This window comes from Kribbella sp. NPDC026596 (assembly GCF_040638415.1).
In the GTDB taxonomy this organism is placed as follows: Bacteria; Actinomycetota; Actinomycetes; order Propionibacteriales; family Kribbellaceae; genus Kribbella.
Genome location: NZ_JBEZYF010000040.1, coordinates 65,724 through 77,533, shown reverse-complemented (window position 1 = coordinate 77,533; position 11,810 = coordinate 65,724). Strand labels below are relative to the sequence as shown.

Genomic DNA, 11,810 nt, shown 5'->3' with positions numbered 1-11,810 from the left:
GAACTCTTGGTAGGTCCGCGGGTAATCCACCCCGCCGACCGGGCGTTGACTCGCCGACACCCTCAAACCCTACTGCACTCAAGCAGAGATGCAGGCGGTAGACGGTCCGTCCAAGCGAGACCGGTACGTCGTCCGGCAGCGTGAACTCGCCCGCCACGCTCACTCCCGCGTCCCGGGAGGCCGCGACCAACCGCTCCAGATCCGATGCTTGCGGCACGGGCGTCAGGTCAGCCCCGTCCACACTGACGTCAGAACGCAGTACGCCGAGAACCTCGCGCAGATCCTCCATCGCCTGCCGTGCGGTCTCCCGGATCAGCCGGGCCGAGCCCTCCACCTTGTCGGGGCCGACGGCCGGGTTCACCTCGAGTCCGCCGGCGTGCAAGGCGATCAGCGAGACCTTGTGCGCGAGTACGTCGTGCATCTCCTGAGCGATCCGGGCACGCTCGCCCAACCGGGCCTGCTCACTCCTCAGCTCACGTTCCGCCTCGGCCCGCTCGGCGCGGTCCCGCAGCGACACCATCAAGTCCCGGCGGGCGCCGATGTAGGCGCCGATGGCTATCCACGTCCCGACCAGGAATGGGCCGGTGAAGACAGGCACCCAGAACTGGCCGTTCCCACCCCAAGTGTTGAGGACATAGGCGGCGTACGCGGTCAGTCCGAGGATCGCGAGGACGAGGTCCCGGCGGCGGATGGCCAACGTCAGCAGGGCGAGACCCATCGGCACTAAGACGCCCGACGTCAGCATGGCCACGACGGTGATCGCGGTGACGGTGGCCGGGAACCGCCGGCGCCAGAGCAGCGCGACCGACGCGACCACGCCGACGCCCAGGACGTACCAGTCCTTGACCTCCCAGCCGGCCCGGCCGGAGGCGGCCTGGGCGACGATGGTGAGCAGGCTGAAGCCGACGTACAGGATGTCGCGCAGGCGCGGGGCATGCCTGACCCACCAGGCGTACCACCGGCGCAACCGTCGCATTCTGTCAGCGTAGTTGCCCGCCGAATAACGTCTCGTCCCCCACATGGGTGGGATCCAGGGTCTTTCCGGACGACTTTCGTAGGGGGTTGGTGCAGCCGGTTGTCCGATGTGCGACCGGGGCCGGTGACGGTTGACTCGTTGCCATGATCACCGTCGAGAACCTGACCAAGCGCTACGGCAGCACCACGGCTGTCCAGGATGTGTCGTTCACTGTCGAGCCCGGCAGCATCACCGGCTTCCTCGGCCCGAACGGCGCCGGCAAGTCGACCACGCTGCGGATGCTGACCGGGCTCACCCCGCCGACCTCCGGCACCGCGACCATCACCGGCAAGCGGTACGCCGACCTGCTGAACCCCGGCCGGGTCGTCGGGGTCATGCTGGACGCCGCCGCGCAGCACCCGGGCCGTACCGGCCGCGAGACGCTGCTGCTGAACGCCAGCCTGCTCGGTGTCCCGAAGGGCCGCGTCGACGAGATGCTCGAGGCCGTCGGGCTCACCCCGGCCGCGAAGCGCCGCGTCGGTCAGTACTCGCTCGGCATGCGGCAGCGGCTCGGTATCGCGAGCGCGCTGCTCGGCGACCCGGCCGTACTGATCCTGGACGAGCCGGCCAACGGGATGGACCCCGAGGGCATCCGGTGGATGCGCGGCCTGCTGCAGGACTTCGCGTCCCGTGGCGGCACGGTGATCCTCTCCAGCCACCTGCTGGGCGAGGTGCAAGCAACCGTCGACCGGCTGGTCGTCATCGGCGGCGGGCGGATCGTCGCCAACGGCTCGCTGGAGGAACTGCTGGCCGGAAGCGGGACGCTCGTCCGCGGTCTCGACCCGATCGGACTCAACCAGGCCCTGACCGCCGCCGGCCTGCAGCTCGAGCCGCTGCACGACGGCTCGCTGCGGGTCGACGCCACCGCCGAGCAGGTCGGGCGCGCCGCCGCGGCCGCCGGCCAGATCCTGATCGAACTGCGCCAGAGCGACGGCGCCGGCCTGGAGGACCTGTTCTTCCAGCTCACCACTCCGACCGCCGCAGCGGCCTGATCACCACTACCTTCTGGAGCTCATCACTATGACCACCGTCACTGAGATCGCGCCGACCGCCCCGGCCATGCACCGGGCCGAGGTGGCGACCGCGTTGCCGCCCGCCCGCGGGCAGTCCTTCCTGAAACTCGTCACCATCGAACTCCGCAAGGCCGTGAACACTCGCAGCGGCCGGGTCCTGATCGCCGCGATCCTGCTATTGGCTGCGATCGCGGTCGGCTGGCAGCTGACCCACCTGCCGCAGGGACCGGCCGGCATCGACGGCTTCCTGGGCGCCGCGTCGACCAGCGTCATGCTGCTGCTGCCGGTGATCGGCGTGATGGCGATGACTTCGGAGTGGACTCAGCGGACCGCATTGACCACGTTCACGCTGTCGCCCCGCCGGGTGCGGGTCCAGCTGGCCAAGTTCGTGTCCGCGGTCGTGCTGAGCGTCGTGGTGATGACCGCGGTCGTCCTCATCGCTCTCGCCGGGACGGCGCTCGCCGGAGCGGTCACCGACCACACGACGTCGTACGCCGGACTGGGCGGGCAGCTCGCCGGGGCCTACCTGACCGTCGCGCTGAACGTGGTGATGGGTGCCGCCTTCGGTGCGGTCATCGCCCAGACCGCGGTCGCGATCCTGGTCTACTTCATCGCCCCGACCGCCTGGTCGCTGGCCGGGCCGGCACTGTTCAAGGACAACGCGAACTGGCTGGACGTGTTCGGCGCCTTCGGCCGGATCGCGGAGCGCGACCTGCACGGGATGCTGCCCGAGACGCTGACCGCGATCGGAGTCTGGATCGTCCTTCCGACCATCGTCGGACTGTGGGCTAGCTCACGTCGCGAGGTTAAATAGAAGGACTGGACGCGGCGGGTGGGCCGGTTTGAGGGGACCGGACCGCCCCGCCGGCCGTGTGATCGGACCTCTCCTCGTCCCAGCCAGGGGGCGGTGCGTGTGTCGATCCCTCGCTCCGGGTATCCTTGAACCACGATTACTGACGACTGATCCGTGGGCGCCACGCTGCGTACCCGGTTGACTTGTGCGAGGGGGTCGACGCTATGGGGCGCGGCCGTGCAAAGGCCAAGCAGACGAAGGTCGCTCGCGACCTGAAGTACCGCACCTGGGACACCGATTTGGACCAGCTCAAGCGTGAGCTGTCCGGTGAGCAGGGTGGGAACGGTTCTGCGAACGGCGACAACGACGGCGACGGAGACGACGCCGACGACTACCACCCCCGTCGGTAAGCAACACCAGCCCGGCTGACTGCTCAGCACCTCTCGGGGTGCCTGAGCAGTTCACCGTGCGCCCGACGAGCTCCACCACACCGGCACCACCGATGCGCTGTCCCCTACCCACTTCCAGGGCGTAGCCGGCAGCGCACCAACTCAGCAACAGCTGCACCTGGCGCCTGCCTCAGGCTGCGTCCGGCACAGACTGCTGCCGCCCACCTCAGCGACAGCTGCTCGCGGACAGCCTGGCGCCGGCCTCAGGGGCAACTGCTTGCGGACAGCCTGGCGCCGGCCTCAGGGGCAACCGCTCCCAGCCGGGGCTTTGCTTGGCCGCCGACGGTCACCATCCCAGCCGACCTGCAAAGCGCCGGCTGGGAGCTACCCGCAGAACCAAGCGACGGCTGCGGCAGCGAGCTACTTGGCGTACGAACCTTCGAGCACGACACTGCCACCAGGCTCAGCGCTGACCTCACCACAAACCCACGCCGGAATATCGCGCGCCCCGAGTGCCGCAATCGCCGCATCCGCCGCCGACGGATCCAGTACGGCGACCATCCCCGCCCCCATGTTCAGCGTCTTCTCCAACTCCGGCAGCGCCACATCCCCCAGCAGCCCGACCAGCCCGAACACCGGCGCCGGCGCCCACGTCCCCCGGTCGATCCGGACCGACGACTCATCCGGAATCACCCGCGCCAGGTTCGCCGCGAACCCACCCCCGGTGATGTGCGACATCGCGTGCAGCGGCCGCTCGTCCCCGCCGTTCAGCTCCTGGATCAGCTCCAGGCAGTGCTTCGCGTAGACCCGGGTCGGCGTCAGCAGCACCTCACCCAGCGTGGTGCCGAGCTCCGGCACCTCCCGGTCCAGCGTCCACTTGGCACGCTCGAAGAACACGTGCCGCACCAGCGAGTACCCGTTCGAGTGCAGCCCCGACGACCCCATCGCGACCACGACGTCCCCCGCGCGCACCCGCTCCGCACCGAGCACCTCGTCGGCCTCGACGACACCGGTCGCCGCGCCGGCCACGTCGTACTCGTCAGCCTCCAGCAGGCCCGGGTGTTCCGCGGTCTCTCCGCCGACGAGCGCCGTACCGGCCTCCACGCACGCCTCGGCGATGCCCTTCACGATCTGCGCGATCGTCTCCGGGACCACCTTGCCGGTGCAGATGTAGTCGGTCATGAACAGCGGCTCGGCGCCGCACACGACCAGGTCGTCGACGACCATCCCGACCAGGTCGAACCCGATCGTGTCGTGCTTGTCCAGCTTCTGCGCGATCGCGACCTTGGTCCCGATCCCGTCCGTCGAGGTCGCCAGCAGCGGCCGCCGGTACGACGTCAGCGCGGTCGCGTCGAACAGCCCGGCGAACCCGCCGAGGCCGCCGACCACCTCCGGGCGGGTCGCCTTGGCCACCCACTCCTTCATCAGCTCGACGGCCCGGTCACCGGCCTCGATGTCGACTCCGGCGGCGGCATAGCTCGCGCCTTGACTCACGATCTTCTCTCCTCGGTACGGCGTACTACGGGCGGCTGAGCGCGTCGGCGGCACCGCCACCGCCGGAGACCGTGGCCAGCCCGTCGACGTCGGTGGCCACGGGCAGCTCGAGCAGGTGCTTGCCGAGGTGTTCCGGGTCCGGCAGCGCCACCGGGTAGACCCCGTCGAAGCATGCGCGGCAGAGCCGGTCCTTCGGCACCGTGGTGGCCTCGACCAGGACATCCAGGCTGACGTAGCCGAGCGAGTCCGCGCCGAGCGAGCGGCAGATCTCCTCGGTGTTCAGGCCGTTCGCGATCAGCTCGGCGCGGCTGGCGAAGTCGATGCCGTAGAAGCACGGCCACTTCACCGGCGGGGCCGTGATCCGGACGTGGATCTCCTTCGCGCCGGCCTCACGGAGCATCCGGATGACCGCGCGCTGGGTGTTACCGCGGACGATCGTGTCGTCGACCACGACCAGCCGCTTGCCCTCGATCACCTCGCGCAGCGGGTTCAGCTTGAGCCGGATCCCGAGCTGGCGGATGGTCTGACTCGGCTGGATGAACGTGCGGCCGACGTATGCGTTCTTGACCAGGCCGGCGCCGTACGGGATGCCGGACTCCTCGGCGTACCCGATCGCGCCTGGTACGCCGGACTCCGGGGTGGCGATCACCAGGTCGGCGTCCGCCGGGTGCTCGCGGGCCAGTCGGCGGCCGATCTCCACGCGCGTGGAGTGGATCCGCTGGCCGGAGATCTGGGTGTCCGGACGGGCCAGGTAGACGAACTCGAACAGGCAGCCCTTCGGGTCCGGCTCGGCGAACTTGGTCGAGCGGAGCCCTTCGGCGTCGATCGCGACGATCTCACCCGGCTCGACCTCGCGGATGAAGCTCGCGCCGACGATGTCGAGGGCGGCGGTCTCGCTGGCAATCACCCAGCCGCGCTCCAGCCGGCCCAGCACCAACGGGCGGATGCCCTGTGGGTCGCGAGCGGCGTACAGGGTGTTCTCGTCCATGAAGATCAGGCTGAAGGCGCCCTTGACCTTCGGCAGCACCTTCGCGGCCGCTTCCTCGATGGTGAGGTCCGGGTACCCGGCGAGCATCGAGGTGAGGATGTCGGTGTCGGACGAGGCGCTGTGCTTGGCGTTCGCCTTCGCGTGCTCGACCTCGACGTCCAGGCCGAGATCGAGGTCACCCTCGCCGTTCAGGCTGGCGGCCAGCTCACCGGTGTTGGTCAGGTTCCCGTTGTGACCGAGCGCGATCGAACCGGTCGCGGTGGACCGGAACGTCGGCTGCGCGTTGGCCCACACGCTGGACCCGGTCGTCGAGTACCGGCAGTGGCCGATCGCGATATGCCCTCGCAGCGACGCCAGCGTCGCCTCGTCGAACGCCTGACTGACCAGGCCCATGTCCTTGTAGACCAGAATCTGGCTACCGTTACTGACCGCGATCCCCGCCGACTCCTGCCCGCGGTGCTGCAGGGCGTAGAGCCCGAAATAGGTGAGCTTGGCAACCTCTTCGCCAGGAGCCCAGACCCCGAACACCCCACAAGCATCCTGCGGTCCCAGGTCCTGCGGATCAATCTCATGAGTCAGCCGACCATCGCCACGAGCCACGCCCGCAGTCTACGGGACGGACCGAGCCCCTAGAGACCGGCAGGTAGTTGGCAACGTCACCAGCAGTTCATGTGCACGGTGCAGCTGGGCTCAGCTCCTGCACTGTCCGTGGCCGACGCGGGCTGGCCGGCCGACGAGGCAAGAAGCAGGGCGAGGCCGACTACAGTCAGCAACTTCTTGATCACAAGTTGTCCTCTCAGAAATAATCCGGAACCACAATTGAGTGCTCATTGTCGACGCACTCTGTATATGGTCGGTTCCGACAAGTTCTGGGGAGAAGGATCGTGCTCGAGCCGCTAGGAGTGGATGAAGCCACCTTTGCGGTCTATCACGCCCTGCTCAGCCACCCAGACAGTACGCCGGAGCAGATTGCCGCGCTAGCCAACCGTTCAGTGACGGAAGTTCATGAGCTGATGGCGAGGCTGCGAAAGCTCGAACTGCTGGTCCCGACCTGGACGAACCCCGAGGCCGAGCACGCGGTCCACCCCCGGGTCGGCCTGACCAGTCTGGCCGAGCGTCGGCGCACCGAGCTGACCAAGATGCTCGGCGAACTCAAGGAGGCCGAGGCCTCGGCTGACGTCGTCGCCGAGCAGTACAACGAACTGCTGACCGCCCGTAGTAGTGGTGACGTCGAGATACTCAAGGGCAGGGCGAACGCCTCACGCCGGATCGAGGAGCTTGGGCTGAAGGCCCGAGAGACGTTCTGGGGACTGGTGCCCACGCACATCGACGACACGATCCAACCGATGGAGCGCTCCCCCGACCTCCCGCTGCTCGAGCGCGGCCTGAGGATGCGGACGATCTACCTGCAAAGCATGACCGCGTCCAAGCAGGCTCTGGAGTACGCCTCCGCCATGCACAGGCTGGGTGGTGAGGTGCGCGCGACTCCGACCCTCCCGATGCGGCTCCTGATCTTCGATCAGGAGATCGCGATCATGCCGATGGACCCCGAGAACCCAACGGCAGGCGCGGTCATCCACCGCTCACCTGCTGTCGTCGCGGTAGCCCTTTCCCTCTTCGACTCCTACTGGGCCCGCGCGACGGAACTGTTCGACCCGGACGACCGCGCCGACGACACCCCACTCACCCCGCATGAGGCAGAGGTACTGCGTCTCCTCGCTGGTGGGGCCAAGGACGAACAGGTTGCGCGGCTCCTGGGCATCTCGTTGCGTACTGCTCGGCGGATTACCGCCAACCTCTCCGAGCGCCTTGACGCCGCCAGTCGATTTGAACTGGGAGTCGCCGCGGCCAAGCGCGGTTGGGTGTGACTCGCACTATCTGAGACGGTGACCCAGCCACGGCTGGGTCAGACGTTCTTGAGGGCGGCTAGGAGTTTGGTCAGGGAGTCTCGGGCGTCGCCGAAGAGGAGGGTGGTTCGGGGGTCGTAGAGGAGTTCGTTCTCGATGCCGGCGAAGCCGGGGCGCATGGAGCGTTTGAGGAAGACGACTCGCTGCGCCTCGTCGGCGTTCAGGATGGGCATGCCGTAGATGGGGGCGGACGGGGTGTTGCGGGCGGCGGGGTTGACCACGTCGTTGGCGCCGACGACCAGGACCACATCCGTCGACTTGAAGTCGCCGTTGATGTCGTCCATCTCGCGGAGCTGGTCGTAGGGGACCTGGGCCTCGGCGAGCAGGACGTTCATGTGGCCGGGCATCCGGCCCGCGACCGGGTGGATCGCGTAGTCGACCTTCACGCCGCGGGCCTGGAGCTCCTCGACCAGGTCGCGCAGGGTGTGCTGCGCCTGGGCGACGGCCAGACCGTAGCCCGGCACGATGATGACCTTGTTCGCGTATCCGAGCAGGATCGCCACGTCCTCCGCGCCACCGGAGATGACCGGCCGCTCGGACGCCGTACCGCCGCCGAGGGTGGACCCGCCGCGTACGGCGCCGAAGAGGATGTTGAAGACGGACCGGCCCATCGCGTCCGCCATGAGCTTGGTCAGCAACGTACCGGCCGCGCCGACCAGCGTGCCCGCGATCAGCAGCAGGCTGTTGCCGAGCACATAGCCGCCGGCCGCCACCGTCAGGCCGGTGAACGCGTTCAGCAGCGAGATGACGATCGGTACGTCGGCCCCGCCCACCGGCAGTACCAGCATCACGCCGATCGCCAGACCGAGCAGGCAGAGCAGTACGCCGACCCACACGCGCGGATCGGAGACGAGCCAGCCCGCCAGCGCGATCCCGCCGAGCAGCGACGCGATGAAGAGCACCGGCAGCCCGGGGAACGTCACCGGCCGCGTGGTCATCAGCTCCTGCAGCTTGGCGAACGTCACCACCGAACCCGAGAAGCTGATCGCACCGACCAGCACGGTGAACGCGGTCGCGATCGCGGCGACCGTCTGGCCGTCGCGCACCTCGCCGAGCTCGATCAGCGCGACCAGCGCGGCCGCGCCACCGCCGACACCGTTGAACAAGGCAACGAGTTGCGGCATGTGCGTCATCTGCACCCGCCGCGACCCGACCACACCGCCGACCGTGCCGACCGCGAGGGCGATCAGGATCGGCGCCAGGTGGTCCGGCTTGTACGCGGCGAACGTGATGATCACCGCGAGTACCGCACCGGCGGCACCGAGCAGGTTGCCGGCCCGGGCGCTCCGCGGCGACGACAGCGCCTTCAGCGCGACGATGAAACAGACCGCGGCAACCAGATAGCCGATCTGGGCCCAGGTGGGGATCACTTGTGCAGCTCCTTCTTGCGAGCCCCCGGACCTTTGAACATCTCCAGCATCCGGTCGGTGACCACGAACCCGCCGACCATGTTGACCGTCGCCAGTACGACGGCCAGCAGCCCGACCACGACCACCAGGGCGGATTCCGCCTGCCCGGTGACGATGATGGCGCCGACCAGGATGACGCCGTGGATCGCGTTCGCCCCGGACATCAGCGGGGTGTGCAGCGTCGAGGAGACCTTGCTGATCACCTCGACCCCGACGAACGCGGCCAGCACGAAGATCGTCAGCAGCGCGATGGACTCGGTCATGCCATCGGTCCTTCCAGAAGCTCGCGGGTCGGCTCGTGCAGGACGCTGCCGTCGTGGGTGACGCAGCAGCCGCGGACGATCTCGTCGTTGAAGTCGGGGTCGAAGGCGGCGTTGCGGGTCATCAGCCGGATCAGGTTGGTGATGTTCTGACCGTAGAGCCGGCTGGCCGGTCCGGCCATCTGGCTCGGTACGTTCGCGCCACCCCAGACCAGCGCGTCGCCGATGGTCAGCTCGGTGCCGGCCACGGATCCCTCGACATTGCCGCCCTGCTCGGAGGCCAGGTCAACCACGACCGACCCTGGCTTCATCTGCTCGACCATGGACCGCGAGACCAGCTGCGGCGCGGTCCGGCCCGGTACGGCGGCTGTCGTGATCAGGGCGTCCGCTGCGGCGACGTACGGCGTGAGCAGTTCGCGCTGGAGCTGGGCACGCTCGGCCGTCATCTCGCGGGCGTAGCCGCCCGGCCCGTCCAGGGTGCCGAGCTCGAGCTCGATCGGGACGGCGCCCATCGACGCGATCTCCTCGGCCGCCGCCGTACGAACGTCGTACGCCTTGACGACGGCACCGAGGCGCTTGCAGGTCGCGATCGCCTGTAGACCGGCGACGCCGGCGCCGAGGACGAGGACCTGGGCCGGCGGGACGGTGCCGGCGGCGGTCATGTTCAGCGGGAAGAATCGCGGGAGCCGTTCGGCCGCGACGATCGCGGCCCGGTATCCCGCGACCAGGGCCTGGGAGGACAGCGCGTCCATCGACTGTGCCCGGGAGATCCGCGGGACGAGCTCCATCGCGAACGCGGTCAGCTTGGCCCGCGTTGCGGTCCGGACCATATCGGGCGGATTCGTCGGCAGGAACGACATCAGCGCCGTACCGGCGTGCAACCGCTGCAGGCGCTCCCGCTCGAGCGGCTGCACCGATGCCACGATCGTGGCCGCGTGGTCGGCACCCCAGGCGACGTCGGCCCCTGCGTCGCGGTACTGCTCATCGGAGAACAGGGCCCGCTCGCCGGCGGCCGGCTCGACCGCCACCTCGTAGCCGAGCTCGATGAGTTTCGCGACTTGTTCCGGCACCAGCGCAACCCGGCGCTCGGCCGGTCTGGTCTCCCGTACGACTGCGATCTTCACTCGCCGAAACCTATGCCAAACACTGGGTCGCCGAAAAGCCCGATCATTCCTGGTTGGCCAGGTTCTGAAGGAGAAGCGCCTCCGCGAGGCACACCTTGGTGAACTCGGCCAGGTGCAGACCCTCGTCGATCCCGTGCGCCCGGGTGTCCGGATCCTCGACGCCGGTGACCAGGATCGAGGCCTGCGGGAAGGTCTGCTGGAACTCCGCGATGAACGGGATCGACCCGCCCATGCCCATGTCGATCGGCTCGACACCCCATGCGGTCTTGAACGCCGCCCGAGCCGCTTCGTACCCGGCGCCCCGCGCGTTCACGCTGCACGGCTGGCCGGTCTGCCCCTCGGTGACGGTGACCTGCGCACCCCACGGCGCGTGGTTCTCGAGGTGCTCCTTCAGCGCGATGCTCGCCTTGATCGCGTCGTCGCCCGGCGCGACCCGCAGGCTCACCTTGGCCCGCGCCATCGGTACGAGCGTGTTGCTGGCCTCGGCCACCGACGGTGCGTCGATCCCCAGTACGGCGATCGCCGGCCGGGTCCACAGCCGGTCGACCAGCGAACCCGAGCCGGTCAGCCGGACGGAGTCCAGCACGCTCGACTCGGACCGCAGCCGGTCCTCCGGGTACTCGACATCCGCCGCCCGGGACGCGTGCAGCCCGTCCACCGCAACGTCACCCTTGTCGTCGTGCAGGGTGGCCAGCAGCCGGCACAACGTCGTCAGCGCGTCCGGGATCGGGCCGCCGAACAGACCGGAGTGGACCGCGTGATCCAGGGTGCGGACCTCGACGTACGCCTCGACCAGGCCGCGCAGCGACACCGTCAGCGCCGGCCGGCCGATGTCCCAGTTGCCGGAGTCGGCAATCACGATCGCGTCGGCGGCGAGGTCGTCGGAGTACTCGTCGAGCAGTTGCAGCAGGGTCGGCGAGCCGATCTCCTCCTCGCCCTCGACGAAGACGGTCACGCCGACCGGCAGATCGTTGCCGAAGGCCCGTACGGCGGCCAGGTGTGCCGCGATGCCGGCCTTGTCGTCGGCCGCGCCCCGGCCGTACAGCCGGTCACCGCGCTCGGTCGGCTCGAACGGGTCGGACGTCCACTGCTCGACCGGTCCGGTCGGCTGGACGTCGTGGTGCGCGTACAGCAGGACCGTGGGCTTCCCGGCCGGCGCGGCCTTCTTGGCGATGACCGCGGGCGCACCCTCGCCGGCCCGGACGATCTTCACCGTGAAGCCCTCGGCCTCGAACAGCGCCGCGGTCGCCTCGGCGGAACGCTGGACGTCGGCCGCGCGGGCCGGTTCGTAGCTGACCGACGGGATTCGGATGAGGTCCTCGAGGTCGGCACGGACGCTGGGCAGAACGCGGTCGATCGCCGCGGACAGATCGGTCATGCGCCTACCGTACGGCGTCCGTTCGCGGAACTGACGCTCG

Annotated in this window: 11 protein-coding genes; 4 read left to right on the top strand and 7 right to left on the bottom strand. The window is 69.0% G+C overall.

All coding sequences use genetic code 11. The features are described from left to right. The coding region (locus AB0E63_RS28845) for a histidine kinase (protein WP_360372963.1) at positions 1-976 on the bottom strand (976 nt) is incomplete at its 3' end. 143 nt (positions 977-1,119) lie between these two features. On the opposite strand from AB0E63_RS28845, the gene AB0E63_RS28840 reads away from it, so the two are divergent. From AB0E63_RS28840 to AB0E63_RS28830, 3 genes are all read left to right on the top strand, one after another. Beyond that, positions 1,120-2,007 (top strand): ABC transporter ATP-binding protein, encoded by an 888-nt coding sequence (locus AB0E63_RS28840; protein ID WP_360372960.1) that lies wholly within the window; start codon positions 1,120-1,122, stop codon positions 2,005-2,007. A 28-nt stretch (positions 2,008-2,035) separates the two neighbouring features. Continuing rightward, the gene (locus AB0E63_RS28835) at positions 2,036-2,842 is read left to right on the top strand and encodes an ABC transporter permease (protein ID WP_360372957.1); all 807 of its coding nucleotides are present in this window, start codon (positions 2,036-2,038) and stop codon (positions 2,840-2,842) included. A gap of 203 nt (positions 2,843-3,045) precedes the next feature. Continuing rightward, positions 3,046-3,231: a DUF3073 domain-containing protein gene (locus AB0E63_RS28830; protein WP_360372954.1), complete on the top strand. Its 186-nt coding sequence runs from the start codon at positions 3,046-3,048 to the stop codon at positions 3,229-3,231. Positions 3,232-3,630: 399 nt separating this feature from the next. Here the strand turns inward: AB0E63_RS28830 and purM are convergent, their stop codons facing one another. Both purM and purF read right to left on the bottom strand, forming a co-directional pair. Then, positions 3,631-4,704: a phosphoribosylformylglycinamidine cyclo-ligase gene (gene purM, locus AB0E63_RS28825; protein ID WP_360372951.1), complete on the bottom strand. Its 1,074-nt coding sequence runs from the start codon at positions 4,702-4,704 to the stop codon at positions 3,631-3,633. A 25-nt stretch (positions 4,705-4,729) separates the two neighbouring features. Further along, positions 4,730-6,292 carry an amidophosphoribosyltransferase gene (gene purF / locus AB0E63_RS28820; protein ID WP_360372948.1) on the bottom strand — a complete coding sequence of 521 codons (1,563 nt, stop codon included), beginning with the start codon at positions 6,290-6,292 and terminating at the stop codon, positions 4,730-4,732. A gap of 413 nt (positions 6,293-6,705) precedes the next feature. Here purF and AB0E63_RS28815 point away from each other — a divergent pair, with 413 nt between their 5' ends. Next, a complete protein-coding gene (locus AB0E63_RS28815) occupies positions 6,706-7,560 on the top strand; it encodes a helix-turn-helix transcriptional regulator (RefSeq protein WP_360372946.1) in 855 nt (284 codons plus the stop codon). Positions 7,561-7,598: 38 nt separating this feature from the next. Here AB0E63_RS28815 and AB0E63_RS28810 read toward each other — a convergent pair whose 3' ends face one another. Genes AB0E63_RS28810 through AB0E63_RS28795 form a run of 4 tightly spaced genes read right to left on the bottom strand, consistent with a single transcriptional unit; the run spans position 7,599 to position 11,770 of the window. Next, a complete protein-coding gene (locus AB0E63_RS28810) occupies positions 7,599-8,969 on the bottom strand; it encodes an NAD(P)(+) transhydrogenase (Re/Si-specific) subunit beta (protein WP_360372943.1) in 1,371 nt (456 codons plus the stop codon). Next, positions 8,966-9,271, bottom strand: a complete 306-nt coding sequence (locus AB0E63_RS28805; RefSeq protein WP_360372940.1) for an NAD(P) transhydrogenase subunit alpha — start codon at positions 9,269-9,271, stop codon at positions 8,966-8,968. The genes AB0E63_RS28810 and AB0E63_RS28805 overlap by 4 nt, the downstream gene beginning before the upstream one ends. Continuing rightward, on the bottom strand, positions 9,268-10,392 hold the full coding sequence (locus AB0E63_RS28800) for an NAD(P) transhydrogenase subunit alpha (protein ID WP_360372937.1): 1,125 nt from the start codon (positions 10,390-10,392) through the stop codon (positions 9,268-9,270). The genes AB0E63_RS28805 and AB0E63_RS28800 overlap by 4 nt, the downstream gene beginning before the upstream one ends. Positions 10,393-10,435: 43 nt before the next feature. Beyond that, positions 10,436-11,770, bottom strand: a complete 1,335-nt coding sequence (locus tag AB0E63_RS28795; protein WP_360372934.1) for a dipeptidase — start codon at positions 11,768-11,770, stop codon at positions 10,436-10,438. Positions 11,771-11,810 lie beyond the last annotated feature (40 nt).